The organism is Burkholderia sp. BCC0397 (genome assembly GCF_902832865.1).
Classification (GTDB): domain Bacteria; phylum Pseudomonadota; class Gammaproteobacteria; order Burkholderiales; family Burkholderiaceae; genus Burkholderia.
The window spans coordinates 595,682-620,663 of record NZ_CADFDL010000002.1 but is presented as its reverse complement, the minus strand read 5'-3'; the positions used below and the strand labels follow the sequence as shown (position 1 = coordinate 620,663).

The window sequence follows — 24,982 nt, the reverse complement described above, 5'->3', positions numbered from 1 at the left end:
GCCGCGCCGGCCGACGCGTTACAATAGCGCGCCTTTTCAAGATTACCCCCGATACCTGCGCACCGCGCCCGTACCCCGACATGTCCGCCCCGCATTCGCCCGGCCATCCTGGCCGTCGCCCGCTTCGTCCGCTTCCCGCGCTGATTTTCATGAGCCGCTGGCTCCAGGTTCCGCTCTATCTGGGCCTGATCGTCGCTCAGGCCGTCTATGTGTTCCTGTTCCTGAAAGAAGTCTGGCACCTGCTGTCGCATGCGACGGGCCTCGACGAAATCAGCGTGATGCTCGCCGTGCTCGGCCTGATCGACGTGGTGATGATCTCGAACCTGCTGATCATGGTGATCGTCGGCGGGTATGAAACGTTCGTGTCGCGGCTCGGCATCGAGGGCCACCCCGACGAGCCCGAATGGCTCGACCACGTGAACGCGGGCGTGCTGAAGGTCAAGCTGTCGATGGCGCTGATCAGCATTTCGTCGATCCACCTGCTGAAGACCTTCATCAACCCCGACCAGCACACGACGCACGCGATCATGTGGCAGGTGATCATCCACGTGTCGTTCCTCGTGTCGGCGCTCGTGATGGCGTGGGTCGATCGCCTGACGACGCACACGCACCCGGCCCATTTCCACGAGACGCATGCGCCCGCGGCGTCCCGACCGGCGGCCTGAACCGTCGGCAAACCATTCCCCACTGTCCCCACAGAGTCTCAGCCATGACCGTCATCAAACAGGAAGACCTGATCCAGAGCATCGCGGATTCGCTGCAGTACATCAGCTACTACCACCCGCTCGACTACATCCAGGCCCTCGGCCGCGCGTACGAGCTGGAAGAGAGCCCGGCGGCGAAGGACGCGATTGCGCAGATCCTCACGAACAGCCGCATGTGCGCGGAAGGCAAGCGTCCGATCTGCCAGGACACCGGCATCGTCACGATCTTCGTGAAGGTCGGCATGGACGTGCGCTGGGACGGCGCGACGATGGGCCTCACCGACATGATCAACGAAGGCGTGCGCCGCGGTTACACGCACCCGGACAACGTGCTGCGCGCGTCGATCGTCAATCCGCCGGAAGGCGCCCGCAAGAACACGAAGGACAACACGCCGGCCGTGATCCACTACGAGATCGTGCCGGGCGACAAGGTCGACGTGCAGGTCGCGGCGAAGGGCGGCGGCTCGGAGAACAAGTCGAAGTTCGTGATGCTGAACCCGTCCGACTCGATCGTCGACTGGGTGCTGAAGACGGTCCCGACGATGGGCGCCGGCTGGTGCCCGCCCGGCATGCTCGGGATCGGCATCGGCGGCACCGCCGAAAAGGCGATGCTGATGGCGAAGGAATCGCTGATGGAGCCGATCGACATCCAGGAAATCATCGCGCGCGGCCCGAAGGACTGGGTCGAGGAGCTGCGTGTCGAACTGCACGAGAAGGTCAACGCGCTCGGTATCGGCGCGCAGGGCCTCGGCGGCCTCGCGACCGTGCTCGACGTGAAGATCATGGCGGCGCCGACGCACGCGGCCTCGAAGCCGGTCGCGCTGATCCCGAACTGCGCGGCCACGCGCCACGCGCACTTCGTGCTCGACGGTTCGGGCCCGGCCAAACTTGAAGCGCCGTCGCTCGACGCCTGGCCGAAGGTGCAGTGGGAACCGAACACGGAAACCAGCAAGCGCGTCGACCTGAACACGCTGACGCCGGAAGAAGTCGCGAGCTGGGCGCCGGGCCAGACGCTGCTGCTGTCGGGCAAGATGCTCACCGGCCGCGACGCCGCGCACAAGCGCATCGCCGACATGCTCGCGAAGGGCGAGAAGCTGCCGGTCGACTTCACGAATCGCGTGATCTACTACGTCGGCCCGGTCGATCCGGTGCGCGACGAAGTGGTCGGCCCGGCCGGCCCGACGACGGCCACGCGCATGGACAAGTTCACCGAGACGATGCTCGCGCAGACGGGCCTGATCTCGATGGTCGGCAAGGCCGAGCGCGGCCCGGTCGCGATCGATGCGATCAAGAAGCACAAGGCGGCCTACCTGATGGCGGTCGGCGGTGCGGCCTACCTCGTGTCGAAGGCGATCCGCGGCGCGAAGGTGCTCGCGTTCGAAGACCTCGGCATGGAAGCGATCTACGAGTTCGACGTGCAGGACATGCCGGTGACGGTCGCCGTCGATTCGTCGGGCACGTCGGTGCACCAGACGGGTCCGAAGGAATGGCAGGCGAAGATCGGCAAGATCCCGGTCGCCACCGCTTAAGCGCGATCGAACCAAAGGCCGGACGGGAGTCCGGCCTTTTTACTTCTCATTCTCATTATTGTGCTCGGCCGGTTGTTCAAGGCTGATTCTCATTACACGCAAAAGGCAGGCCCGACAAGGCTTCGAGGCTTGGCTTTTCTCGTTCGAGCGATTATCGTTCGGTTTCTGAAGCCCCACTGAACAAGGAACAGCCATGCAAGGCGACAAGAAAGTCATCGAATATCTGAACGCCCAACTGAAGAATGAACTCACGGCGATCAACCAGTACTTCCTGCATGCGCGCATGTACAAGCACTGGGGCCTCGACAAGCTCGGCAAGCACGAATACGACGAGTCGATCGGCGAAATGAAGCATGCCGACTGGCTGATCGAGCGCGTGTTCATGCTCGACGGCCTGCCGAACCTGCAGGACCTGCACAAGCTGCTCGTCGGCGAGGAAACCGAAGAGATCCTGAAGTGCGACCTGAAGCTCGAGCAGATCTCGCAGACCACCTGCAAGGAAGCGATCGCCTACTGCGAATCGGTTCGCGACTACGTGTCGCGCGAGATCTTCGAAAAGATCCTCGACGACACCGAAGAGCACATCGACTGGCTCGAAACGCAGATCGACCTGATCGGCAAGGTCGGCCTGCAGAACTATCAGCAAACGATGATGGGTTCGGCCGAGTAATCGCGCCACCCGCCAGCCCGCCGCCCGCCCGACGATGACGAACCCGTCCGCCGCCCCCGCGCCGCGCGCCGCCGCCCCTGTCGGCATCTTCGACTCGGGGCTCGGCGGCCTGTCGGTGCTGCGCGCCGCGCGCGCGCACCTGCCCGACGAGTCGTTCGTCTACGTCGCCGACTCGCACCACGCGCCGTATGGCCCGCGCGACGAGGCGTTCATCACGGAACGCACGCTGGCGATCGGCGAGTGGCTCGCCCGCGAAGGCGCGAAGGCGCTCGTCATCGCGTGCAACACGGCGACGGCACGGGCGATCGCGGCCATCCGCGAACGCCTGTCGATCCCGCTCGTCGGCGTCGAGCCGGGCATCAAGCCGGCAGCCGCGCTGTCCGCGACCGGCGTCGCGGGCGTCCTCGCCACGCAATCGACGTTGAACAGCCCGCGCTTCCAGGCACTGCTCGACCGCTACGGCGCGGGCCGCCGCTTCATCTGCCAGCCCGGCCACGGGCTCGTCGAGGCGATCGAACGCGGCGACACGAACTCGCCCGCGTTGCGCGCGTTGCTTGAGCGTTACATACAGCCGATGCTCGACGACGGCGCCGATACGCTGGTACTCGGCTGCACGCACTACCCGTTCTTCACAGAAACGATTCGTAACCTTGTTGGCGAGCGCCTGACGATCGTCGACACGAGCGATGCCATCGCCCGCCAGCTCGCGCGGGTACTCGACGAACGCGGGCTGCGCGCACCGGCCGGCACGCATGCCGCGCCGCCGCGCTTCTGCTCGACGAGCGACGGCCTGCAACTGCGCGCGCTCGCGTCGACGCTGCTCGGCCTCGATGCGCCGGTCGAATCCGTCACCATTTCCTCGCCGAACGCGCACGCCTGCGCGACCGCCTGACGCGGGCCGGCACGCCCGCCTCCACCGCGGCTTCGCCGCCTCCCACCGTTTCAAGGGTCCGATGAGCTTAAAAAAAGCCCGACCCAGGCTTGTCAACGCCCGAAAAATTAATGATAATAATTCGCATTAACGTTAGCTATCGCAACTCATCATGATCGTCTGCGTGTGCAAGTCTGTTTCCGATCGCAAGATTCGCGCGTCCCTCGCCGAGGGCGTGAACTCTTTCGATGAACTCCAGTTCGAGCTCGGCGTGGCCACGTGCTGCGGCAAGTGCGAGGAGTCCGTACGCGACCTCATGGCCGAGCAAGGCGTCTGCGCGAGCCGGTGCGGTGTCGAGCATCATGCGCATCCGATCCCGGTCACGTTCTACGACCGCAAGGCGGCCTGAGCGGCGCCGAGCCTGCGCATGCGGCCCAGGCCGCATTTTTTGTTTTGACCGTCAGCAAGCCACCGTCTGCGCGAGCCAACGGCTTACCTGCCAAGGAGCCTGTGATGGAATTGCTGATCGGATTCGTAACCACCGTTTGCATCTCGCTGCTGATCTTCCGCAAGTGATGCCGATTCACCTGCCGCGCCCCGGGTGCGACGTCGTTCTTTCAAGCTAACATGCAGGCTTTGCATCTCGCTCCTGCCGGCGCCATGCCGGCTGCACCACGTATGAATCCCCGAGTGATCGTCGTCGCGGTCGGCGTGCTTGCCGCACACGCGATCATGCTGACGGCCGCGTGGCTCCATCGCAACGCGCCGCCGCCGAAATCGGTCGAGGTCCAGACGATCACCGCGCAGCTCATCACGCCTGCGCCGATCGCGCAGCAGGTCGCGGCCGAATCGATCCCGCAGCCCGCGCCGCCGAAGCCCGTGCCGCGCGTGAAGCCGAAGGTCGAGCCGAAGCCGGTGCAGAAGGCGGCAAAGCCGACCCCGCAGCCGGTTGCGCCGTCGCCGGCCCCGTCGCCCGTACCCGCCGCCGATCCGACACCTGCTGCCGCCGCACCCGCTCCCGCGGCACCGGCCGCCACGCCGAGCCCGGCGCGCGAAACGATGCAGGTCAGCGCACCGAAGAACGTGCCGACGCTCCAATGCAACTTCGTGAAGCCCGACTATCCGTCGATGTCGCGCCGCCGCGGCGAATCGGGCACCGCCTATGTTCACTTCGTCGTCGGCGTGACCGGCAAGATCGAAAGCATCGATCTGCAGAAGAGCAGCGGCTATCCGCGCCTCGACGATGCCGCACTCGACGCGATGCGCTCGACCACCTGCCGTCCGTACATCGAGAACGGCCAGGCGATCCGCGCCGCCCGCACACAGCCCTACAGCTTCGGGCTCACCGACTAACCTGCCTCATCCGGAAGATTCAAAGGAAACAAAAAATGCAAAGCTACGGTATCGCGCACGTCTGGGCGCAAGGTGATTTCGTCACGCGCGCCATTGCGATCACGCTGCTCGTGATGTCGGTCCTGTCGTGGATCGTGATCGTCATCAAGGGCTGGAACGTGATCCGCCTGAACCGCCTCACGAAGAACGCCGAACAGGCATTCTGGCATTCCGACAATTTCGACGACGGCATCAAGAAGCTCGGCCTCGCCGCATCGACGCCGAACGACAACCCGTTCCTCGCGCTCGCGCTGTCGGGCAAGGAAGCCGCCGACCACCACCATCAGACGCAACCGCACCTGCACGATCGCATGGACGTATCGGACTGGGTCACGCGCTGCCTGAAGGACACGATGGACGAAGGCATTTCGCGCATGCAGAGCGGCCTCGCGATCCTCGCATCGGTCGGCAGCACGGCACCGTTCGTCGGTCTGTTCGGCACGGTCTGGGGGATCTACCACGCGCTGCTCGCGATCGGCGCCACCGGCCAGACGTCGATCGACCAGGTCGCGGGCCCGGTCGGCGAATCGCTGATCATGACGGCCTTCGGCCTGTTCGTCGCGATTCCCGCGGTGCTCGGCTACAACGCGCTGACCCGCGCGAACAAGGGCGTCGTCAGCAAGCTGCGCCGCTTCGCACACGGCCTGCACGCGTACTTCGTGACGGGCGCGAGCCTCGCGTCGTCGTCGACGCGCGACGGCCTGCGTCTCGCATCGCGCGCCGCCAGCTGAGACGAGGTGAACCATGGCCATGAACACCGGTTTCAGCGACGATGACGACGATGCCGTGATGAGCGAGATCAACATGACGCCGCTCGTCGACGTCATGCTCGTACTCCTGATCATTTTTCTCGTGACGATCCCGGCGATGCAGCATGCGGTGAAGATCGACCTGCCGCACGCCAGCAGCCAGCCCGTCGACGAAAAGCCGCAGACCGTCGACGTCGCGATCCAGGGCGACGGCACGATCCTGTGGGACGACCACACGGTCACGCGCGAACAGCTGCAGGCACGCATCGCGGAAGCCGCGAAACGCACGCCGCAGCCGGAGTTGCACCTGCGCGCGGACCGCAAGGTGGCGTACGAGCACGTCGCGGAAGTGATGTCGGATGCACAGGCAGGCGGCTTGACGAAGCTCGGCTTCGTGACGGAGCCCGGCGCAAAAGCGAAGTAACGCGCGCACGTTCGACCCCGCCGCCAGCAGCAACTGCACCACAAAGTAAAAGGCCTTCATCGCCAAATGAAGGCCTTTTTTCATGCGCACGCGGGCGCCTTCGGGCGGCGGGCTCTTTGGCGGTATCGGTTGCGCCTCGAGCAACGCAAATGCGACTCTGCCGTGGTCTGCACGGACTGCGCGTTCTGCCCTATCTGGCTCGCAATATATGCGGCCACCTGATTTCGCTTAGAACTTCCTTCACGAAATGGGATTTCAATATAGGCCCGCCCGCGCACGCATTCAAGGTTCAGGCGATTGAAACTTGCGATTGCAGGCGACGCTTCAATGACAAAACAAATTTGCGTCGTCGTGCGCGACGTGTTCAGGTCGCCGAAACATCGGCCGCCGCTTCCTTCTTCGCGCGCTCGGGGCAACCTGGCTCCTTGTACGCGCCATGGTCGAGCTTCTCGACCAGGTAATCGACGAACGCACGTACCGCAGGCGGCATCCCCTGCCGCGATACGAACACCGCATACAGCTGCGGCACCGGCAGCGTCCAGCCCGGCATCACGGGCGACAGTTGCCCCGCGCGCAGCGCGTTGCCATACATCATCTCCGGCAGCGCCGCGATGCCGAGGCCATCGAGCACGGCCTCGCGGATCGTCATCAGGTCGGCCGTCACGAGCCGCGGATCATGCTCGTGCACGTGGCGCGTTCCGTCCGGCGCGATCAGGTTGAATACGTGCCGGCCGTCAACGCTCGGCGTATCGAGCGTCTCGAAGCCGGTCAGGTCGTCCGGCGCCAACGGCGGCGCATTCTGGCTCAGCAGGCTCGGCGCGCCGACCAGCATCTGCTCGGTGCGCCACAGCGGCCGCACGACGATGTTGGCGTTCTGCGGCGGCTCCGAGCGCACGCGCAACGCGACGTCGATCGAATCCTCGAACAGGTCGATCACGCGATTCGTCACGCGCACATGCACCTTCACCTCGGGATAGCGGCGCAGGAATTCGGGCAGGATGCGCGACAGCATCGTCTGCGACAGCGTCACCGGCACGCTGACGCGCACCGAGCCGCGCGGCGACGCGCGCAACTGCTGCACCGCGTTCATCGCGGCCCGCGCTTCGGCGAGCATCGCCTGGCAATGCTGGTAGAACAGCTCCCCCGCCTCGGTCAGTGCGAGCTTGCGCGTCGAACGCTGCAGCAGGCGCACGCCGAGCGCCGCCTCGAGCTCGGTCAGGCGCCGCGACAGGCGCGATTTCGAGATGCCCAGCACGCGCTCGGCGGCCGAGAAGCCGCCATGTTCGACGACCTGCGAGAAGTACATCAGGTCGTTCAGGTTATGTGCATCGATATTCATCTCATCGTTCCAATTTCAGAACAATCCATTGCGAACCGCCGCAAATCGAACGGTAAAACCCCCAATATAATAGCGCTATGTTTCAAAAATAACGCTATTCCGATGATTTCGAGGGCTTCCCATGACCACTGCTCGCTCGCTTGATCGCACCTACCCCGCGCTTCGCACCACCGAAGGCGGCGGCTTCGTGGTTCACCGCCCGTTCCCGACGCGGCTGCTGATGGATTTCGATCCGTTCCTGCTGCTCGATGAAATGGGCCCCGTCGACTATGCCCCCGGCGAAGCCGTGGGTGCGCCCGACCATCCGCATCGCGGCTTCGAGACCGTGACCTACGCGCTCGATGGACGCTTCCGCCATCGCGACTCGTCCGGTCATGCCGGCACACTCGGCCCCGGCGACGTGCAGTGGATGACGGCCGGCGCCGGCGTCGTGCACAGCGAGATGCCGGACCCGGCGTTCGCCCAGGCAGGCGGGCGCTCCCACGGCTTCCAGCTGTGGGTCAACCTGCCGCGCCGCGACAAGATGATCGCGCCGCGCTACCAGGAGATCCCGGCTGCCCGCATTCCGACCGCGACGTCGCCGGACGGCCGCGCGCGTGTACGCGTCATCGCCGGCGAAGCATTCGGCGTACAGGCCGCGATCGAGACGCGCACGCCGATCCTCTATCAGCACTTCACGCTGGAGCCCGGCGCAACGGTCACGCAGCCCGTGCCGGCCGGTTATCGCGTGTTTGCCTATCCGATCGACGGAACGGGCCTCTACGGGCCCGACAGGCAGGCGGTCGACGCACGGCACATGATCGTCTACGGCGACGACGGCGACACCGTCACGTTCGCTGCCGGCGACACGTCGCTCGACCTGCTGCTGATCGGCGGCGTGCCGCTCAACGAGCCGATCGTCCGTTACGGCCCGTTCGTGATGAATACCGAGGAAGAGATCCGGCAGGCCGTCGTCGACTACCAGAGCGGCCGCATGGGGCGCATCGAAGTGTGAACCAGATGGGGCGCAGGTGCCGCGAAGCCGGTGGTTTTGCGTCACAATAACTTCTTGAACCATGTGGCCACGCACCCACCAGAAGGAACCCGCCCCCTTGAACTTCGAACATCTGATCCAGATCAACTCCGACGATCCGGCCGTGCCGACCCTCACCCGCGACCAGCTCTGGGAAGGTCTCGTGCTGCGTGCGGAACAGCCGCAACTGTTCGTGATGGGCCTCGACAGCTGCGTCATCCACGAACGGACGGACACGACGCTCGAACGCGAACTGCATTACGGCCACGCGACCGTGCGCGACCAGGTGACGTTCACGCCGAACCAGCAGGTCCGCTACGACATCCGCGCGGCCGATGGCGAAATCGGCGGCTCCTTGACGATGACGATCGAGGAGCGCGAAGACCACGAATTGTTCCTGCGTTTCGAGTACCGCACGACGCTGACGGTCACGGACGACAGTGAAGATGCGCGACAGACGCACGGAATCGTCAAGGAGGCGTACCGCACGTCGGATATCGACACCGTTCGCCTGATCCGCGAATACGCGCAGGGTCGCAAGGATCCCGATCCGCTGCACTGAACCCCGTGGCGGCCTGCGGGCCGCCCTTTTTGATTCAAGCTATCAGAGCTGTCATTTCGATCGATAAAGAGTTTTTGTAAATGGGAATAGTTATCATTTAGAATTCATTCCATCGTATCGACAGTCACCGATCAAACCGAATGACCGACACCATGCGCCCGACCACGCTGACCCTGCACCGCACCACCAGCACCGCAGCCAGCAGCCGTCCGAAGACGGCAGCGGTCACCACGCCGGCGAAACCCGCCGGCAACCGCGATGCAGGCACGCGGGTCGTCAACAGCGATGCGCTGCTGCAAGGCCAAAGCCACGTCAGCATCGCGCATAACGGAGAGACTTATCAGTTGCGCGCCACGCGGCTCGGCAAACTGATCCTGACGAAGTAACGACCGAGTATTGTGGGGACCACCTCCCTGAGAGGTGTTGGGCAGTAGCCAGCGTAACGGCTTGCACGCGAGATCTAGACCCCTTCGTGCAAACACACTCAAGCAGCCGTTGCAGCAAGCCAAGCCACTTTTTTGGTTCTCGCACAAGGAAGAAAAAAAGCGACACGTCGATGGACGTGTCGCTTTTTTGTTGGAGCCGCCAATGCGCGAAGCGCGTCGCCCGGGTATCGTGGCTGCCGTCAATGCGCGGGCAGCGAGAAGCGGCATGCGCGCCGCTTCAGAACCCCCAGAACATCAACCACCATGCGCTGTCGACGACGGCCAGCCCGACGGCAAACCACGCGAAGGCCGCGAGCCGGCGCGGCCACGCCGCATAGCGCCCCGTCACCTTCCACGCGAGCCACGCACTCCATACGTTGGCGCCGACCAGAATCGCGATGCGCACATCGGTTGCCCAGCCGAGCGGCACATGCTCGGCGCGCAGCAACGACAGCGTCGTGGCCGACAGCCCGAGGAACACGCCTGCACCCGCGATCGGGATCAGCGCCTGCGCGAGGTGATGCAGGCGCACGCGATCGAAGCGGCCGAGCATCAGCGTGGCGCCGGCCAGCAACACCAGCAGCGCCGTGCCGTACACGAGCCCCGTGCCGACGATGTAGCCGACGACCAGCCCGCCATCGAGCCAGGAGAACACGTCGTTGCGATCCGGGTAGTGCGTGAGCAGGAACCACGGCGCATTGGTCTCGAGCGGCCACGTGATGTCGTGGTCGATCAGCCAGCCGGCGAGCCATTGCTTGATCTGCACGAACCACGGGCTGACGGTCCAGTGGAACGCGCCGATCGCCACGCCGAGCAGGCCGTACAGGATCAGCGCGGTGTCCCACGGGTTGGCCCGCTCCGCACCGAGGTTCACGACTTCGTCGGACGGCGAGCGCAGCGACAGCGAAATCGCATCGCGGTGCCCGCTGCAGCGGCCGCACATATGGCAGTCCGCCGCGCCCTTCATGTTGCGCAACGGCACGAGCGGCGCGCAGTTGATCGGAATCACGCGATGGCCGTGCTCGCCGTTCTTGTACGAACGGCGCCACGCATCCTCGTCGACCTTGTAGCGCATCGGCGCGAGCCGCGCGAGCAGCCCGAACACGCCGTTGACCGGGCACAGGTATTTGCACCACACGCGCTTCTCGCGGCCGTACAGCACGCCGATCACGATCGCGCCGACGGTCGAGCCGCCGAGCACGAACAGCACCGCGAGCGGGTACTGGTACACGCTCACCATCTGCCCGTAGATCGTCGTGATGCCGAATGCGACGAACGGCCAGCCGCCCCACCGGATCCAGCGCGGAATCGGGCCGCCGCGACCGAACTTGCTCGCGTATTCGGTGAGCGCGCCCTCCGGGCACAGCACGCCGCACCAGACACGCCCGAGCATCACCATCGACAGCAGCACGAACGGCCACCAGATGCCCCAGAACGCGAACTGCGCGATGAGCGTGAGGTTGTTCCACAGATGCGCGGAATCGTCCGGCAGCGGCAACACCGCCGGCACGATGATCAGGAACGCGTAGACGGCGACGACGATCCACTGGATACCGCGGATCAGCGCACCGTGGCGCTGCATCCACTGGCCGGCCTGCGCGAGCCAGCCAGGTTTGACTGCGGCGACAACGCTCATGCCGCGCGACCCGCTGCAACGGCCGGACGACGGCTCGCGCGCTTCATCAGCAGCCAGACGACTGCCCAGTACACCGCATACGCCACCAGGTTGGTCAGCGCCGGGTGCGCGCGATAGCCGGTCAGCGTCGCAACGAGCGAGCCGAACGTGCCCGAATCATCGAGGATCGCGGACGTATCCCACACCTGCGAGATGCCGAGCGGCAGGATTTCCTTGTCGATCAGCTTGTCGACGCCGGTCTGGAACAGGCCCGCACCGAGGAACAGCAGCATCACTTCGGTGACGCGGAAGAAATGCCGCCACGAGAAGTACTTGCCGCCGAGCTGCAGCAGATAGAACGTGAGGAACGCGAGACCGAGGCCGATCACGACCGCGAGCATCTGGCTGCCGTCGACGTGGCCCGACTGGCCGAAACCGAGGCCGTACAGGAAGATCACCGTCTCGCTGCCTTCACGCGCGATCGCGAGCGCGACCAGCACGGCGACGCCCCACCAGTTCGAATCGCGCGTGCTTTGCTGCAGCGATTGCTCCATGTCGCGCTTCAGCGTGCGGCCGTGCCGGCGCATCCACAGCACCATCTGCACGATCAGCACGCACGCGATCAGCACCATCGCCGTCTGGAAATAGTCCTGCGCGTCGCCGGACAACACTTCGGTGAACCCGACCAGCGCGGCGCCGAGGCCAACGGCCATCAGCAGGCCGACGCCGACGCCGGCCCAGAGGAAAGGCAGGCCGCGGCGCGCGTCGTCGTCGCCGTTTTTCAGCCATGCATAGAGAATGCCGACGACGAGCAGCGCTTCGACGCTCTCCCGCCAGACGATGAACAAGATCTGACCCATCGATACCTCCTGACGCGCGGGGCAAGGGACTGGTGCGCCCGCGCGCAGATAAGACGCGTTACTTCGCGACGATCACGCCCTGTGCCTGCTGGTGGAAATCGTCGAAAAACTTGTATTCGCCCGGCGACAGCGGGGCGACGACCACGAACGAATCGGCGCCCGGCGCGAGCACCTTCTCCTTGCGCAACTGCACGCTCTCGAATTCGGCCGCGCCCTTGCCGGTGTTCCTGATCTCGATCTTGAAACGCTGGCCGGCCGGTACTTCGATGCGGGCGGGCGTCAGCTTGCCATCCGTCATCTCGAGCTTGAACGTCGGCAGATCGGCCGCATGCGCCGCGCCGGCAAGCCACAGCGCAGCGGCTGCAGCAACGATTTTCTGGGGAATTTTCATTCTGGGTTCTCTACGCCGACGGCACGCCGAAGCGCGCCGTTCGTGATGCCACCGATCAGTAACCGCCCTTCTTGCCGATACCGGCGAACGGGAAGTCGTACTCGAGCGTGATGGGCTTGAACCACGGGCCCACGCCCGTTTCCTTGTCGACGTGACGACCAAACGCCATGTGACCCGACTGCATCGGCGGCTTGACGACCATCGTCAGGTGATACTTGCCCGGGCCGGCGAGCTTCACGTTGTCACCGTAGTGCGGGCCGTCGCTCGCGACCATGCCCATCAGGTCGCCCTCGGCCTTCCACTTCGTGTCGCCCTGCTTCGTCAGCTTGTACGTGACCTGCAGGTACGGCATCCAGTCGCCTTCCGCGAAACCGGTCGGGTTGTTCTTGACCGCATGGATGTCGGCCTCGAGGTGGATGTCGGAATCCGACGCCTTGCGCATCATGCCTTCCGGGTCCATCGTGATCGGCTGCAGATACACCGCGCCGATTTCCATGCCGCCCTGGATCTGCTGCTTGCCGATCGGATACTCGGCCGCCGAGGCCGACATCGCGGCCAGCGCCGCCGCTACCGCAACCGTCGTGCGGATGAACGAAGAACCCAACATGGACACTCCTTGTTATTTGTCTGACTATCTTGACGACATACGAGCCGCCGCCGGGCCGCCCGCTGGAAACACTAACGCGATGACGAACGTTAATGCGAACTATTCTCAATACTTGGGGGAGTTTAGCACCGAACCCGTTTCGGAACAAATGGAGAGCGCCGTAAACCCCTGATCCGACAAGGCTTACAGGCGCTTTACCAAAAGGATTCGGTGACGCTTGGAAAGATTTACCGACCGCCGCTGATGTGGTCGCCGACGTTCGCGCCGAACACGCGTTCGCGCAGCACGGCAAGCTGGTCGCGGGTCGCGGCGGCCTTCTCGAATTCGAGGTTCTTCGCGTAGTCGGCCATCTGCTTCTCGAGACGCTTGATTTCCTTCGCGAGCTGCTTTTCCGACATGTCCTCGAATTTCGCGCGCTGCTGCGCTTCCTTCAGCTCGGCGCGCGCATCGTCTGCGTTGTAGACGCCATCGATGATGTCCTTGATGCGCTTCACGACGCCGCGCGGCGTGATGCCCATCTTCTCGTTGTGGGCAATCTGCTTCGCGCGGCGCCGCTCGGTCTCGCCGATCGCGCGCTTCATCGATTCGGTCATGTTGTCGGCGTAGAGGATCGCCTTGCCGTTCACGTTGCGCGCGGCGCGGCCGATCGTCTGGATCAGCGAGCGCTCGGCGCGCAGGAAGCCTTCCTTGTCCGCGTCGAGGATCGCGACGAGCGACACTTCGGGAATGTCGAGGCCCTCGCGCAGCAGGTTGATCCCGACCAGCACGTCGAACGTGCCGAGCCGCAGGTCGCGGATGATCTCGACGCGCTCGACCGTATCGATGTCGCTGTGCAGGTAGCGCACCTTGACGCCATGGTCGGCCAGGAACTCGGTCAGCTGTTCGGCCATGCGCTTCGTCAGCGTCGTGATCAGCACGCGCTCGCCGGCCTTCACGCGCGCGTTGATCTCGGTCAGCACGTCGTCGACCTGCGAGCTCGCCGGCCGCACTTCGATTTCCGGATCGACAAGGCCCGTCGGTCGCACGACCTGCTCGGCGATCTGCCCCGTCACGCGCTTCTCGTAGTCGGCCGGCGTGGCCGACACGAACACGACCTGGCGCATCTTGCGCTCGAACTCGGGGAACTTCAGCGGCCGGTTGTCGAGCGCCGACGGCAGGCGGAATCCGTAATTGACGAGGTTTTCCTTGCGCGCGCGGTCGCCGTTGTACATGCCGTTCAGCTGGCCGATCAGCACGTGCGATTCGTCGAGCAGCATCAGCGCATCGGGCGGCAGGTAGTCGACGAGCGTCGGCGGCGGATCGCCGGGCGCCGCGCCCGAGAAATGCCGCGAATAGTTCTCGATGCCCTTGCAGAAGCCGAGCTCCTGCAGCATCTCGAGATCGAAGCGCGTGCGCTGCTCGAGGCGCTGCGCCTCGACGAGCTTGCCGTCGCGATGGAAGAACTCGAGCCGTTCGCGCAATTCGTCCTTGATCGTCTCGACCGCGCGCATCACGGTGTCGCGCGGCGTCACGTAGTGCGACGACGGATACACGGTGAAACGCGGAATCTTCTGCCGCACGCGCCCGGTCAGCGGGTCGAACAGGTGCAGCGTCTCGACCTCGTCGTCGAACAGCTCGACGCGCACGGCCATTTCCGCGTGTTCGGCCGGGAAGATGTCGATCGTGTCGCCGCGCACGCGGAACGTGCCGCGCTGGAAATCCTGCTCGTTGCGCGTGTATTGCATCGCGATCAGCCGCGCGATCACGTCGCGCTGGCCGAGCTTGTCGCCGGTGCGCAGCGTCAGGATCATCTGGTGGTATTCGGACGGATTGCCGATACCGTAGATCGCCGACACCGTCGCGACGATCACCACGTCGCGGCGCTCCATCAGGCTCTTCGTCGCCGACAGCCGCATCTGCTCGATGTGCTCGTTGATCGACGAATCCTTCTCGATGAACAGGTCGCGCTGCGGCACGTAGGCCTCAGGCTGGTAGTAGTCGTAGTACGAGACAAAATACTCGACCGCGTTGCGCGGGAAGAACTCGCGGAACTCCGCGTAAAGCTGGGCCGCGAGCGTCTTGTTCGGCGCGAAGACGATCGCCGGGCGGCCGAGCCGCGCGATCGTGTTGGCCATCGTGAAGGTCTTGCCCGAACCGGTCACGCCGAGCAGCGTCTGGAAGGCAAGGCCGTCGCCGATGCCTTCGACGAGCGTGTCGATCGCGGTCGGCTGGTCGCCCGCGGGCGGATAGGGCTGGTAAAGCTGGAACGGCGACCCTTCGAAAGTGACGAATTTGGATTCGTCAAGCGCGTCGCCGACTTCGGCATGATGTTCGGACATGGAATGCGGCCGGAGCAAGGGCAAAGAAAGCATTCTAGCGCTTCGCGGCCGCGCGAACTGCTGTCGGCTCCTGACGCGCGACGGCCGCCCGAATTCGCGATTCGCCGCCCCGATCGCGACGGAATCACCGCCCCCGCCAGCGCGAATTCGCTACAATGTCAGGCTGCTGCGCTTCCCGGCGTCGCGCCGCTGGCGCGCTCCACTGCGCCCGCCCCGCCGGCTGAAAGCCTGACCCTCTTTTCACTACTGCCGAATCATCATGTCGCTCTTCTCCGCTGTCCAGCTTGCTCCCCGCGACCCGATCCTGGGCCTGAACGAAGCCTTCAACGCCGATGCGCGTCCGACCAAGGTCAACCTCGGCGTCGGCGTGTACACGAACGAAGACGGCAAGATTCCGCTGCTGCGCGCGGTTCGCGACGCGGAGAAGGCGCGTGTCGAGGCCGGCCTGCCGCGCGGTTACCTGCCGATCGACGGGATCGCCGCCTACGATGCGGCCGTGCAGAAGCTGCTGCTCGGCGATGACTCGCCGCTGATCGCGGCGGGCCGCGTGGTCACGGCCCAGGCGCTGGGCGGCACGGGCGCGCTGAAGATCGGCGCCGATTTCCTGCGCACCGTGAATCCGAACGTGAAGGTCGCGATCAGCGATCCGAGCTGGGAAAACCACCGCGCGCTGTTCGAAGCGGCCGGCTTCGAGGTCGTCGCGTACCCGTATTACGACGCGGCCACCCACGGCGTGAACTTCGAAGGCATGCTGTCGGCGCTGAACAGCTACGCGGCCGGCACGGTCGTCGTGCTGCACGCGTGCTGCCACAACCCGACCGGCGTGGACCTGACCGAAGCGCAATGGCAACAGGTCGTCGACGTCGTGAAGGCGCGCAACCTCGTGCCGTTCCTCGACATGGCCTACCAGGGCTTCGGCGAGAACATCGAAGCCGATGCCGCTGCCGTGCGCCTGTTTGCCGCGGCCGACCTGAACGCGTTCGTGTCGTCGTCGTTCTCGAAGTCGTTCTCGCTGTACGGCGAGCGCGTCGGCGCGCTGTCGATCATCACGTCGAGCAAGGAAGAGGCCACGCGCGTGCTGTCGCAACTGAAGCGCGTGATCCGCACGAACTACTCGAACCCGCCGACCCACGGCGGCGCGGTGGTCGCCGCGGTGCTCGCGTCGCCGGAACTGCACGCTTCGTGGGTGCAGGAACTCGGCGAAATGCGCGACCGCATCCGCGCGATGCGCAACGGTCTCGTCGAGCGCCTGAAGGCAAGCGGCGTCGATCGCGATTTCAGCTTCATCAACGCGCAGCGCGGGATGTTCTCGTATTCGGGCCTGACCTCGGCACAAGTCGATCGCCTGCGCGACGAGTTCGGCATCTATGCGGTCGGCACGGGCCGGATCTGCGTCGCCGCACTGAACACGCGCAACCTCGACGCGGTCGCCCAGGCGGTCGCAGCGGTCCTGAAGTAACGCGGCGCCGGGTGGCGGCCGTCACCGGCCCCCGCCCTGCCGACATGAAAAACGCGCTCCACGGAGCGCGTTTTTTTGTGCCGTCCAATGCGGCGGGCAGCTACGCCGCCCGCCCCTGCGTTACTGCATGAACCAGCCGTGACTGACGACCACCGACTGGCCCGTGAGCGCGGCGCTCGGGAAGGCCGACAGGAACAACACCGTCTGCGCGACGTCCTGCACCGTCGTGAACACGCCGTCCACCGTATTGCCGAGCATCACCTTCTTGATCACTTCCTCTTCGCTGATGCCGAGTTCCTTCGCCTGCTCCGGAATCTGCTTGTCGACCAGCGGCGTGCGCACGAAGCCCGGACACACGACGTGCGAGCGCACGTTGTGCTTCGCGCCTTCCTTCGCCAGCACGCGGGCCAGGCCGAGCAGCCCGTGCTTGGCCGTCACATACGCCGACTTCAGCGGCGACGCTTCGTGCGAGTGCACCGAGCCCATGTAGATCACGACGCCGCCGCGATCGCCCTTGTACATGTGCTTGAGCGCGGCCTTGGTCGTCAGGAACGCGCCGTCCACGTGGATCGCCTGCATCTTCTTCCAGTCGGAGAACGAATAGTTCTCGATCGGGTTGACGATCTGGATGCCGGCGTTCGACACGAGGATGTCGACCGAGCCGAACGCTTCGGCCACCTTGTCGATGCCGCTGTTCACGGCTTCCTCGTTGGTCACGTCCATCGCGACGCCGATCGCCTTGCCGCCTGCCTTGTTGATCTCGTCGGCAACCGCGTTCGCGCCGTCCTGGTTCAGGTCGGCGATCGCGACGGCCGCGCCTGCCTTGGCCAGCTCCAGCGCGATTTCCTTGCCGATGCCGCTCGCGGCGCCCGTGACGACTGCGGTCTTGCCATTCAGATCTGCTGCCATGTCCGTCTCCTCCCGTTATCGGATCGATAAAACACGCGCCCGCCGTATCCGCGCTCATCGCGAAATCGTATCGGCGTGCCAGCCGTCATTGTGCACGATCGGCCCCGCCGTTCGCGCGCAAAACGTCTAAGCTTAAGGTCGATTCCGTTCGGCAGGAGGTTCTCATGCACTATCGACGGCTAGGCCGCTCCGGCCTGCAGATCAGCGAGCTTTCCCTCGGTTCGTGGGTGACATACGGCAACCAGGTCGACCAGCGGGTCGCGCGCGAATGCCTTGCCGCGGCACGCGACGCGGGCGTCAATTTCTTCGACAACGCCGAGGTCTACGCCGGCGGCAAATCCGAGGAAATCATGGGCCACGCGCTCAAATCGCTCGACTGGCCGCGCGTCAGCTATATCGTGTCCACGAAGTTCTTCTGGGGGCTCGCGGAAGCCCCGAACCAGTATCACACGCTGAACCGGAAATACCTGCTGAACGCGATCGACGGCTCGCTGCGCCGGCTGCAGCTCGACTATGTCGACCTCGTCTATTGCCATCGCCCCGATCCGCATACGCCGATCGAGGAAACCGTCTGGGCGATGAGCGACATGATCGTGCGCGGCAAGGCGCTGTACTGGGGCACGTCGGAATGGAGCGCCGACGAGATCCGCGCAGCATGCGAGATCGCCGAGCGGCATCATCTGCACAAGCCGGTCGTCGAACAGCCGCAGTACAACCTGTTCCACCGCATCCGGGTCGAACAGGAATATGCACGGCTCTACGACGATTACGGTCTCGGCCTCACGACCTGGAGCCCGCTGGCGTCGGGGCTGCTCACCGGCAAGTACCGCAACGGCGTGCCGGCCGGCAGCCGCGCGCAGTTGCAGGGCTACGACTGGATGCGCGAACGCCTGACCGATCGGGCCGCCAACGACATCGTCGAACGGCTCGGCGAGATTGCGGCCGAACTCGGCTGCAGCACCGGCCAATTGGCAATCGCATGGGTGCTCGCGAATCCGCGCGTGAGTTCGGTCATCACGGGCGCATCGCGGATCGACCAGATCGGCGAAAACATGCGCGCGCTCGACGTTGCCGCGAAGCTGACGCCGGATGTGAAGCAACGCATCGAGGCGGTGGTCGGCGACGCATACGAGTAAGGCGACTTGCGGCCACTCGCGTACAATACGCGGCCGCATCGGCGCCCGGCCTGACGGCCGCGCACGATCGACCGCTTTCATCGATTCACCTTTCGTTTCAGGCAGCCAGCCATGCTCAGTTATCGTCACGGTTTTCACGCAGGCAACCACGCAGACGTGCTCAAGCACGCCGTCGTCGTCCAGCTGCTGCGCTACCTGAACAAGAAAGACAAATCGTACTGGTACATCGATACGCACGCAGGCGCGGGCGTGTACTCGCTGCGCGACGGTTATGCAGCGAAGACGTCGGAATTCGATACCGGCATCGGCCGGCTGTGGAACGAAAAGAACCTGCCGGAGGCGCTGGGCGACTATGTGGATGAAGTCCGCTCGCTGAACGACGACGGCGAACTGCACTTCTATCCGGGCTCCCCGTACATCGCATGGCGGTCGATGCGCGAGCAGGATCGTATGCGCCTGTTCGAAATGCACACGACGGAAATCGATGTGCTGCGCCACAATTTCCGCGACGCGGGACGACGCGCGATGATCTTCGCCGGCGACGGCTTCGAAGGTATCAAGGCGCTGCTGCCGCCGCCGCCGCGACGCGCACTGGTGCTCATCGATCCGTCCTACGAGGACAAGAAGGATTACGCCCGCGTGGTGAGTTGCATGACGGAATGCCTGAAGCGTTTCGCGACCGGCTGCTATGCAATCTGGTACCCGCAGGTCACGCGGCTGGAATCGCAACGCTTTCCCGAACAGTTGAAGCGCCTTCAACCGAACAACTGGCTGCACCTGACGCTGACGGTGTCGAATCCGCCGACAGACGGACTGGGCCTCTACGGCAGCGGGATGTTCATCCTGAATCCACCGTATACGCTCGCTCAGAGCATGAAAGAGGCACTGCCCTACCTGGTCGAGATGCTGGGACAGGATAGCGGCGCCCGCTGTCAGATCGAGCACCGCGGGAACTGATCGGGCGACCGGTCGTTACGGCTGCGGTCTCGGCGCGAGCCTCGGCTGATAGGCCGGTTGGCCGCCCCACGCGGGAACATTGATATACGGTGCGACGAACAGCGGGACCGACGTGTTCGGCGCCTGCCCGGCCGGAGCACGCATGCCTGCGGGCTCGACGATCGGCTCCGGCGACAACGGTGCCGTCTGCAACACCAACCCGCCCTTGCCGTCCTGAATACCGCGCTGCGTATCGAGCACGAGCGGCTTGGACGACGTCGCGGCACCGGCCGCGAGGCCATGAACGAGCACGGCCGCGCCCAGAACGAGACGCGCGCGAGCACTTCGACGCACATCGACACGCAAACGCATGATCGTGTCCTTCAAGATGAAAAGCAGGTCCATACCATAGCGCTGCACCGACGATTTCGCCAGATCCGACGCACAAAAAAAACAAAGCCCCGTCAATACGGGGCTTGCTTATCGTTCGGTGCCGCTCGGCACCTGACGGTGACTCCGATTACAGCGAGTAGCCGTTGGTCTCGAGCGAGCGGATGCGGCTCTCGAGCTGGACGATGTCCGACGACGTAGCGAGGTAAGCCTCACGGCGCTCACGTTCTGCGGATTCGAACCAGTTGCTCAGCTTTTCAACGATGTAGGCGATCATGACGTTCTCCAAGGAAGAGGGACCCCTGGTGAATCGAGATTCAGGGATTTCCCGTATAGGGTTATCCCGAATTATAGCGATGCCGCACCAAGATGCCAGTGAAAAACTTGCATGGAGACCATTCCAATTTGGAATGAAGGCGAGCAGATCGGACCTAACCCATTGATTTTTAATGACAGGGAGTCTGAGCCTGTTTTGAGGCTCGAGGGCGCGCACTAATTTGGTTCACCGACGGGGTCGGCCAGGCGCGCCAAAATCGGGCATTCAGGCCGCCCGTCACCATGGCAGTGCGCGGCCAGATCGGCCAGCGTGTCGCGCATGTCGCTCAGCTCCGCGATGCGCTTGTCGAGTTCGGCCACGTGCTCGAGCGCGATCGATTTCACTTCGGCGCTGGCGCGTGAGCGATCCTGCCAGAGCATCAGCAGCTTGCGAATGTCCTCGACGAGAAAGCCGAGTCGTCGCGCCTGACGGATGAACCGCAGGATATGGATTTCGTCCGCGCCGTAGATCCGGTAGCCGGCATCGGTACGCTTGCTCGGCGCAAGAAGGCCGACCTGTTCGTAGTACCGGATCATTTTCGCGCTGACTCCGGATTCGCGCGACGCGTCGCCGATATTCATTCCCCGCCCTCTTCATCAAGCCCTGGTTTCGAACACGAATGTCGACGGATGCCCTCGTCGACGACATTTCGATCGTATCAAATCGCGGGGCTTCGTTCCGGGGAAGGCTTGGCAGCTGGAGCGCAGATGACTGATCTGGCGCGTACGCCGTTGGCGTGACGAGGAATGGGCGCGCTGCGCCGGATGCTTTTTTGGGCGCCGAAATGCAAAAACCCCCGCCTTGTCGGGCGGGGGTTTCTGGCTTAGGGAGCCTGACGATTACCTACTTTCACACGGGAATCCGCACTATCATCGGCGTAGAGTCGTTTCACGGTCCTGTTCGGGATGGGAAGGGGTGGGACCGACTCGCTATGGTCATCAGGCAAAGGGGGTTGTTGCGTTGCTTCGCAGCGCAACCAATCTTGGAAGAAGCAGTAATTTAGGTTGTGTGTATCACACACGAGAATCCAACTTGTCGCTTTGGATCGCGGCCAGTGCTTGCGCACGGCGCCGATCTACAAGGCAGACTTGTTATAGGATCAAGCCTTACGGGCAATTAGTATCAGTTAGCTGAACGCATTACTGCGCTTACACACCTGACCTATCAACGTCCTGGTCTCGAACGACCCTTCAAGGGGATCTAGTCCCCAGGGATATCTCATCTTAAGGCGAGTTTCCCGCTTAGATGCTTTCAGCGGTTATCTCTTCCGAACATAGCTACCCGGCGATGCCACTGGCGTGACAACCGGTACACCAGAGGTTCGTCCACTCCGGTCCTCTCGTACTAGGAGCAGCCCCCTTCAAATATCCAACGCCCACGGCAGATAGGGACCAAACTGTCTCACGACGTTTTAAACCCAGCTCACGTACCTCTTTAAATGGCGAACAGCCATACCCTTGGGACCGGCTACAGCCCCAGGATGAGATGAGCCGACATCGAGGTGCCAAACACCGCCGTCGATATGAACTCTTGGGCGGTATCAGCCTGTTATCCCCAGAGTACCTTTTATCCGTTGAGCGATGGCCCTTCCATACAGAACCACCGGATCACTATGACCTGCTTTCGCACCTGCTCGACTTGTCGGTCTCGCAGTTAAGCACGCTTATGCCATTGCACTATCAGCACGATTTCCGACCGTACCTAGCGTACCTTCGTACTCCTCCGTTACGCTTTGGGAGGAGACCGCCCCAGTCAAACTGCCTACCATGCACTGTCCCCGACCCGGATCACGGGCCAAGGTTAGAACCTCAAACAAACCAGGGTGGTATTTCAAGGACGGCTCCACCGAAACTAGCGTTCCGGTTTCATAGCCTCCCACCTATCCTACACAGATCGGTTCAAAGTCCAATGCAAAGCTACAGTAAAGGTTCATGGGGTCTTTCCGTCTAGCCGCGGGTAGATTGCATCATCACAAACACTTCAACTTCGCTGAGTCTCGGGAGGAGACAGTGTGGCCATCGTTACGCCATTCGTGCAGGTCGGAACTTACCCGACAAGGAATTTCGCTACCTTAGGACCGTTATAGTTACGGCCGCCGTTTACCGGGACTTCAATCAAGAGCTTGCACCCCATCATTTAATCTTCCGGCACCGGGCAGGCGTCACACCCTATACGTCCACTTTCGTGTTTGCAGAGTGCTGTGTTTTTATTAAACAGTCGCAGCCACCAGTTTATTGCAACCCCTTCACCCTTTGCCCGCAGGGGCATCAAGCTACAAGGGCGTACCTTATCCCGAAGTTACGGTACCAATTTGCCGAGTTCCTTCTCCCGAGTTCTCTCAAGCGCCTTAGAATACTCATCTCGCCCACCTGTGTCGGTTTGCGGTACGGTCATCGTTAGACTGAAGCTTAGAGGCTTTTCTTGGAACCACTTCCAATTGCTTCGCTCCCTAGGGAGCTCGCGCCACACCCTTGAATCCTGCGCCCGGATTTGCCTAAGCGCCTTCTCCAATGCAGCGACCGGGACTTCCAACACCCGGACAACCTTCCGCGATCCGTCCCCCCATCGCATCTAACAATGGTGCAGGAATATTGACCTGCTTCCCATCAGCTACGCATTTCTGCCTCGCCTTAGGGGCCGACTCACCCTACGCCGATGAACGTTGCGTAGGAAACCTTGGGCTTACGGCGAGGGGGCCTTTCACCCCCTTTATCGCTACTCATGTCAGCATTCGCACTTCTGATACCTCCAGCATCCCTTCCGAGACACCTTCGCAGGCTTACAGAACGCTCTCCTACCATGCGAGCAAAGCTCGCATCCGCAGCTTCGGTATATAGCTTAGCCCCGTTACATCTTCCGCGCAGGACGACTCGATCAGTGAGCTATTACGCTTTCTTTAAAGGGTGGCTGCTTCTAAGCCAACCTCCTGACTGTTTTAGCCTTCCCACTTCGTTTCCCACTTAGCTATATTTGGGGACCTTAGCTGGCGGTCTGGGTTGTTTCCCTCTTGACACCGGACGTTAGCACCCGATGTCTGTCTCCCGTGATTGCACTCTTCGGTATTCGGAGTTTGCTATGGCGGGGTAATCTGCAATAGACCCCCCAACCATGACAGTGCTCTACCCCCGAAGGTGAGACACGAGGCACTACCTAAATAGTTTTCGGAGAGAACCAGCTATTTCCAAGTTTGTTTAGCCTTTCACCCCTATCCACAGCTCATCCCCTAACTTTTCAACGTTAGTGGGTTCGGACCTCCAGTACGTGTTACCGCACCTTCATCCTGGCCATGGATAGATCACTTGGTTTCGGGTCTACGCCCAGCAACTGAACGCCCTATTCGGACTCGCTTTCGCTACGCCTGCCCTATACGGTTAAGCTTGCTACTGAACGTAAGTCGCTGACCCATTATACAAAAGGTACGCCGTCACCCCTTACGAGGCTCCGACTGTTTGTATGCATGCGGTTTCAGGATCTATTTCACTCCCCTCCCGGGGTTCTTTTCACCTTTCCCTCACGGTACTGGTTCACTATCGGTCGATCACGAGTATTTAGCCTTGGAGGATGGTCCCCCCATCTTCAGACAGGATTTCACGTGTCCCGCCCTACTTGTCGCACACCTAGTTCTTTCATACTGTTTTCGCCTACAGGGCTATCACCTGCTATGGCCGCACTTTCCAGAGCGTTCGGCTAACAATACAAATAAAGAGTGCAAGGCTCATCCCATTTCGCTCGCCACTACTTTGGGAATCTCGGTTGATTTCTTTTCCTGCGGTTACTTAGATGTTTCAGTTCACCGCGTTCGCTTCACTAGACCTATGTATTCAGTCTAGGATGACCCAAAAGGGCCGGGTTTCCCCATTCGGACATCTACGGATCAAAGCTCGTTTGCCAGCTCCCCGTAGCTTTTCGCAGGCTACCGCGTCCTTCATCGCCTGTGATCGCCAAGGCATCCACCACATGCACTTGTTCGCTTGACCCTATAACGAGTCTGTCTCATCGACAGTCGCTACAGGTTGAGTTCTCGCGTTGTGCCGTATTCCAATTGAGTCAAACTTAGAGTTCGAATCATCTTGAGATACATCGATACAATCACAACCCGGATAACTTCCACGTCCATCTCAAGACGCTTCCGCTATCCAAATTACTTACTTCTTCCAGATTGTTAAAGAACGACAGCCGATACGTACTACGTACCGCTCTGACTGGCTCAATCGCCAATGCAAAATTCTCGGTTCAGTCTCTGAACCAAGCCCTTAGCGTTGGTGATTGGTGGAGGCAGACGGGATCGAACCGACGACCCCCTGCTTGCAAAGCAGGTGCTCTCCCAGCTGAGCTATGCCCCCATTGAGTACAGATGACCTCAGGTGT

At 62.8% G+C, this 24,982-nt stretch carries 24 protein-coding genes, 1 tRNA gene and 2 rRNA genes; 14 read left to right on the top strand and 13 right to left on the bottom strand.

What is annotated here, in order from left to right; all coding sequences use genetic code 11:
* The first annotated feature begins 80 nt into the window (after window positions 1-80).
* From HWX03_RS07695 to HWX03_RS07660, 8 genes are all read left to right on the top strand, one after another.
* Complete coding sequence (locus HWX03_RS07695; protein ID WP_124484546.1) at window positions 81-665, top strand: TIGR00645 family protein; 585 nt, start codon at window positions 81-83, stop codon at window positions 663-665.
* 44 nt (window positions 666-709) lie between these two features.
* Window positions 710-2,233 carry a fumarate hydratase gene (locus tag HWX03_RS07690; protein ID WP_006762441.1) on the top strand — a complete coding sequence of 508 codons (1,524 nt, stop codon included), beginning with the start codon at window positions 710-712 and terminating at the stop codon, window positions 2,231-2,233.
* Between the two features lie 193 nt (window positions 2,234-2,426).
* Window positions 2,427-2,903 (top strand): bacterioferritin, encoded by a 477-nt coding sequence (gene bfr, locus HWX03_RS07685; protein WP_006762677.1) that lies wholly within the window; start codon window positions 2,427-2,429, stop codon window positions 2,901-2,903.
* 34 nt (window positions 2,904-2,937) lie between these two features.
* Window positions 2,938-3,795: a glutamate racemase gene (gene murI, locus HWX03_RS07680; RefSeq protein ID WP_175870877.1), complete on the top strand. Its 858-nt coding sequence runs from the start codon at window positions 2,938-2,940 to the stop codon at window positions 3,793-3,795.
* A 151-nt stretch (window positions 3,796-3,946) separates the two neighbouring features.
* Window positions 3,947-4,183 (top strand): (2Fe-2S)-binding protein, encoded by a 237-nt coding sequence (locus tag HWX03_RS07675; RefSeq protein ID WP_006482749.1) that lies wholly within the window; start codon window positions 3,947-3,949, stop codon window positions 4,181-4,183.
* Window positions 4,184-4,401: 218 nt separating this feature from the next.
* Window positions 4,402-5,127 (top strand): energy transducer TonB, encoded by a 726-nt coding sequence (locus HWX03_RS07670; RefSeq protein WP_175870876.1) that lies wholly within the window; start codon window positions 4,402-4,404, stop codon window positions 5,125-5,127.
* 35 nt (window positions 5,128-5,162) lie between these two features.
* Window positions 5,163-5,897: a MotA/TolQ/ExbB proton channel family protein gene (locus tag HWX03_RS07665; RefSeq protein ID WP_006483875.1), complete on the top strand. Its 735-nt coding sequence runs from the start codon at window positions 5,163-5,165 to the stop codon at window positions 5,895-5,897.
* Between the two features lie 13 nt (window positions 5,898-5,910).
* A complete protein-coding gene (locus HWX03_RS07660; RefSeq protein ID WP_006478310.1) occupies window positions 5,911-6,339 on the top strand; it encodes a biopolymer transporter ExbD in 429 nt (142 codons plus the stop codon).
* Window positions 6,340-6,703: 364 nt separating this feature from the next.
* Here HWX03_RS07660 and HWX03_RS07655 read toward each other — a convergent pair whose 3' ends face one another.
* Complete coding sequence (locus tag HWX03_RS07655; protein ID WP_027784947.1) at window positions 6,704-7,678, bottom strand: LysR substrate-binding domain-containing protein; 975 nt, start codon at window positions 7,676-7,678, stop codon at window positions 6,704-6,706.
* Between the two features lie 121 nt (window positions 7,679-7,799).
* Here HWX03_RS07655 and HWX03_RS07650 point away from each other — a divergent pair, with 121 nt between their 5' ends.
* The 3 genes from HWX03_RS07650 (at window position 7,800) to HWX03_RS07640 (ending at window position 9,638) form a co-directional block, all read left to right on the top strand.
* A complete protein-coding gene (locus HWX03_RS07650; RefSeq protein WP_175870875.1) occupies window positions 7,800-8,672 on the top strand; it encodes a pirin family protein in 873 nt (290 codons plus the stop codon).
* A gap of 97 nt (window positions 8,673-8,769) precedes the next feature.
* Window positions 8,770-9,252, top strand: coding sequence for an SRPBCC family protein (locus tag HWX03_RS07645; protein ID WP_175819466.1), 483 nt, complete (start codon window positions 8,770-8,772; stop codon window positions 9,250-9,252).
* 140 nt (window positions 9,253-9,392) lie between these two features.
* On the top strand, window positions 9,393-9,638 hold the full coding sequence (locus HWX03_RS07640; RefSeq protein ID WP_175870874.1) for a hemin uptake protein HemP: 246 nt from the start codon (window positions 9,393-9,395) through the stop codon (window positions 9,636-9,638).
* Between the two features lie 277 nt (window positions 9,639-9,915).
* Here HWX03_RS07640 and HWX03_RS07635 read toward each other — a convergent pair whose 3' ends face one another.
* From HWX03_RS07635 to uvrB, 5 genes are all read right to left on the bottom strand, one after another.
* Window positions 9,916-11,313 (bottom strand): 4Fe-4S binding protein, encoded by a 1,398-nt coding sequence (locus HWX03_RS07635; protein WP_175870873.1) that lies wholly within the window; start codon window positions 11,311-11,313, stop codon window positions 9,916-9,918.
* Window positions 11,310-12,152: an FTR1 family protein gene (locus tag HWX03_RS07630; protein WP_027784952.1), complete on the bottom strand. Its 843-nt coding sequence runs from the start codon at window positions 12,150-12,152 to the stop codon at window positions 11,310-11,312. Before HWX03_RS07630 ends, HWX03_RS07635 begins: the two co-directional genes overlap by 4 nt.
* Window positions 12,153-12,210: 58 nt before the next feature.
* On the bottom strand, window positions 12,211-12,543 hold the full coding sequence (locus HWX03_RS07625) for a cupredoxin domain-containing protein (protein ID WP_174387796.1): 333 nt from the start codon (window positions 12,541-12,543) through the stop codon (window positions 12,211-12,213).
* A 55-nt stretch (window positions 12,544-12,598) separates the two neighbouring features.
* Window positions 12,599-13,150: an iron transporter gene (locus tag HWX03_RS07620; RefSeq protein ID WP_006483880.1), complete on the bottom strand. Its 552-nt coding sequence runs from the start codon at window positions 13,148-13,150 to the stop codon at window positions 12,599-12,601.
* A gap of 227 nt (window positions 13,151-13,377) precedes the next feature.
* Window positions 13,378-15,468: an excinuclease ABC subunit UvrB gene (uvrB, locus tag HWX03_RS07615; protein WP_175819465.1), complete on the bottom strand. Its 2,091-nt coding sequence runs from the start codon at window positions 15,466-15,468 to the stop codon at window positions 13,378-13,380.
* A gap of 259 nt (window positions 15,469-15,727) precedes the next feature.
* Here uvrB and HWX03_RS07610 point away from each other — a divergent pair, with 259 nt between their 5' ends.
* Window positions 15,728-16,927, top strand: coding sequence for an amino acid aminotransferase (locus tag HWX03_RS07610; RefSeq protein ID WP_175870872.1), 1,200 nt, complete (start codon window positions 15,728-15,730; stop codon window positions 16,925-16,927).
* Window positions 16,928-17,047: 120 nt separating this feature from the next.
* On the opposite strand, the gene HWX03_RS07605 is transcribed toward HWX03_RS07610, so the two are convergent.
* Window positions 17,048-17,836, bottom strand: coding sequence for a 3-hydroxybutyrate dehydrogenase (locus HWX03_RS07605; protein ID WP_175870871.1), 789 nt, complete (start codon window positions 17,834-17,836; stop codon window positions 17,048-17,050).
* A gap of 164 nt (window positions 17,837-18,000) precedes the next feature.
* Between HWX03_RS07605 and HWX03_RS07600 the strand changes: the two genes are divergently transcribed.
* Together HWX03_RS07600 and rlmJ are read left to right on the top strand one after the other, a co-directional pair.
* On the top strand, window positions 18,001-18,972 hold the full coding sequence (locus HWX03_RS07600; RefSeq protein ID WP_175870870.1) for an aldo/keto reductase: 972 nt from the start codon (window positions 18,001-18,003) through the stop codon (window positions 18,970-18,972).
* A 111-nt stretch (window positions 18,973-19,083) separates the two neighbouring features.
* The gene (gene rlmJ, locus HWX03_RS07595; protein ID WP_174434813.1) at window positions 19,084-19,929 is read left to right on the top strand and encodes a 23S rRNA (adenine(2030)-N(6))-methyltransferase RlmJ; all 846 of its coding nucleotides are present in this window, start codon (window positions 19,084-19,086) and stop codon (window positions 19,927-19,929) included.
* Window positions 19,930-19,944: 15 nt separating this feature from the next.
* Here the strand turns inward: rlmJ and HWX03_RS07590 are convergent, their stop codons facing one another.
* The 6 genes from HWX03_RS07590 to HWX03_RS07565 form a co-directional block, all read right to left on the bottom strand.
* Entirely contained in the window at window positions 19,945-20,280 is a 336-nt protein-coding gene (locus tag HWX03_RS07590; RefSeq protein ID WP_244107419.1) for a hypothetical protein, read from the bottom strand.
* 148 nt (window positions 20,281-20,428) lie between these two features.
* A complete protein-coding gene (locus HWX03_RS07585) occupies window positions 20,429-20,575 on the bottom strand; it encodes a DUF3563 family protein (protein ID WP_006478295.1) in 147 nt (48 codons plus the stop codon).
* A 215-nt stretch (window positions 20,576-20,790) separates the two neighbouring features.
* On the bottom strand, window positions 20,791-21,195 hold the full coding sequence (gene cueR, locus HWX03_RS07580) for a Cu(I)-responsive transcriptional regulator (RefSeq protein WP_027784959.1): 405 nt from the start codon (window positions 21,193-21,195) through the stop codon (window positions 20,791-20,793).
* A gap of 249 nt (window positions 21,196-21,444) precedes the next feature.
* A 5S ribosomal RNA gene (gene rrf, locus HWX03_RS07575) occupies window positions 21,445-21,557 on the bottom strand.
* Window positions 21,558-21,709: 152 nt separating this feature from the next.
* A 23S ribosomal RNA gene (locus HWX03_RS07570) occupies window positions 21,710-24,591 on the bottom strand.
* 290 nt (window positions 24,592-24,881) lie between these two features.
* Window positions 24,882-24,957: transfer RNA gene (locus HWX03_RS07565), tRNA-Ala, on the bottom strand.
* Window positions 24,958-24,982 lie beyond the last annotated feature (25 nt).

Excerpts from the sequence above, each read along its gene's own strand:
- HWX03_RS07660 (WP_006478310.1), top strand. The coding sequence starts at position 5,911 with ATGGCCATGAACACCGGTTTCAGCGACGATGACGACGATGCCGTGATG.
- HWX03_RS07655 (WP_027784947.1), bottom strand. The coding sequence starts at position 7,678 with ATGAATATCGATGCACATAACCTGAACGACCTGATGTACTTCTCGCAG.
- rlmJ (WP_174434813.1), top strand. The coding sequence starts at position 19,084 with ATGCTCAGTTATCGTCACGGTTTTCACGCAGGCAACCACGCAGACGTG.
- HWX03_RS07625 (WP_174387796.1), bottom strand. The coding sequence starts at position 12,543 with ATGAAAATTCCCCAGAAAATCGTTGCTGCAGCCGCTGCGCTGTGGCTT.
- HWX03_RS07590 (WP_244107419.1), bottom strand. The coding sequence starts at position 20,280 with ATGCGTTTGCGTGTCGATGTGCGTCGAAGTGCTCGCGCGCGTCTCGTT.
- bfr (WP_006762677.1), top strand. The coding sequence starts at position 2,427 with ATGCAAGGCGACAAGAAAGTCATCGAATATCTGAACGCCCAACTGAAG.
- uvrB (WP_175819465.1), bottom strand. The coding sequence starts at position 15,468 with ATGTCCGAACATCATGCCGAAGTCGGCGACGCGCTTGACGAATCCAAA.
- HWX03_RS07650 (WP_175870875.1), top strand. The coding sequence starts at position 7,800 with ATGACCACTGCTCGCTCGCTTGATCGCACCTACCCCGCGCTTCGCACC.
- HWX03_RS07675 (WP_006482749.1), top strand. The coding sequence starts at position 3,947 with ATGATCGTCTGCGTGTGCAAGTCTGTTTCCGATCGCAAGATTCGCGCG.
- HWX03_RS07600 (WP_175870870.1), top strand. The coding sequence starts at position 18,001 with ATGCACTATCGACGGCTAGGCCGCTCCGGCCTGCAGATCAGCGAGCTT.
- HWX03_RS07690 (WP_006762441.1), top strand. The coding sequence starts at position 710 with ATGACCGTCATCAAACAGGAAGACCTGATCCAGAGCATCGCGGATTCG.
- HWX03_RS07670 (WP_175870876.1), top strand. The coding sequence starts at position 4,402 with ATGCAGGCTTTGCATCTCGCTCCTGCCGGCGCCATGCCGGCTGCACCA.
- HWX03_RS07620 (WP_006483880.1), bottom strand. The coding sequence starts at position 13,150 with ATGTTGGGTTCTTCGTTCATCCGCACGACGGTTGCGGTAGCGGCGGCG.
- HWX03_RS07665 (WP_006483875.1), top strand. The coding sequence starts at position 5,163 with ATGCAAAGCTACGGTATCGCGCACGTCTGGGCGCAAGGTGATTTCGTC.
- HWX03_RS07640 (WP_175870874.1), top strand. The coding sequence starts at position 9,393 with ATGACCGACACCATGCGCCCGACCACGCTGACCCTGCACCGCACCACC.
- HWX03_RS07635 (WP_175870873.1), bottom strand. The coding sequence starts at position 11,313 with ATGAGCGTTGTCGCCGCAGTCAAACCTGGCTGGCTCGCGCAGGCCGGC.
- HWX03_RS07585 (WP_006478295.1), bottom strand. The coding sequence starts at position 20,575 with ATGATCGCCTACATCGTTGAAAAGCTGAGCAACTGGTTCGAATCCGCA.
- cueR (WP_027784959.1), bottom strand. The coding sequence starts at position 21,195 with ATGAATATCGGCGACGCGTCGCGCGAATCCGGAGTCAGCGCGAAAATG.
- murI (WP_175870877.1), top strand. The coding sequence starts at position 2,938 with ATGACGAACCCGTCCGCCGCCCCCGCGCCGCGCGCCGCCGCCCCTGTC.
- HWX03_RS07695 (WP_124484546.1), top strand. The coding sequence starts at position 81 with ATGTCCGCCCCGCATTCGCCCGGCCATCCTGGCCGTCGCCCGCTTCGT.
- HWX03_RS07630 (WP_027784952.1), bottom strand. The coding sequence starts at position 12,152 with ATGGGTCAGATCTTGTTCATCGTCTGGCGGGAGAGCGTCGAAGCGCTG.
- HWX03_RS07610 (WP_175870872.1), top strand. The coding sequence starts at position 15,728 with ATGTCGCTCTTCTCCGCTGTCCAGCTTGCTCCCCGCGACCCGATCCTG.
- HWX03_RS07605 (WP_175870871.1), bottom strand. The coding sequence starts at position 17,836 with ATGGCAGCAGATCTGAATGGCAAGACCGCAGTCGTCACGGGCGCCGCG.